This window comes from Neisseria sp. P0022.S009 (genome assembly GCF_051956675.1).
GTDB lineage: Bacteria > Pseudomonadota > Gammaproteobacteria > Burkholderiales > Neisseriaceae > Neisseria.
Genome location: NZ_JBQCXE010000034.1, coordinates 1 through 591 on the forward strand (window position 1 = coordinate 1; position 591 = coordinate 591).

Consider the following 591-nt stretch of genomic DNA (forward strand, 5'->3'; position numbering starts at 1 on the left):
TTAACAACGACGGTGTGAAAGTCGCAGGCGGTCCTAGCCTGACCAAGTCCGGTATCGATGCCGCAGGCAACAAAGTGACCAACGTAGCCGACGGCGACCTCAATGCCAACAGCAAAGACGCCGTCAATGGCAGCCAACTGTTTGCGACCAACCAAAACGTCGCCAACAACGCCGCCAACATCGCCAAAGGTCTGAATATTGCCGCCGACAACGGCAGCGACGACAACGTCCAACTGGGCGAAACCGTTGCCTACCGCAGCAGCGACCGCAACATCGTCACCACCGTGTCCGACAACCAGATTGACTTCAAACTGGCCAAAGACATCACCGTCGACAGCGTTACCGCAGGCGACAGCAAACTGAATTCAGACGGCCTCACCATCACAGGCGGCCCGAGTGTGACCAAAGCAGGCATTAATGCCGCCGGCAACAAGATCACCAACGTAGCCGCCGGTAGCGACGATACCGACGCCGTCAACTACAGCCAGCTGAAACAGCAAAGCGCCGCCGCCCGTACCGAGGTTGCCGCCGGCACCAACATCAAAGACGTGGTGAAAACGACCGGCGCCAACGGCCAAGACGTTTACACCG

At 58.5% G+C, this 591-nt stretch carries 1 pseudogene; it reads left to right on the forward strand.

Annotation, left to right across the window (positions count from 1 at the left end):
* Nucleotides 1–591, forward strand: a pseudogene (locus ACTHUG_RS11295) (hypothetical protein); the annotation flags it as partial.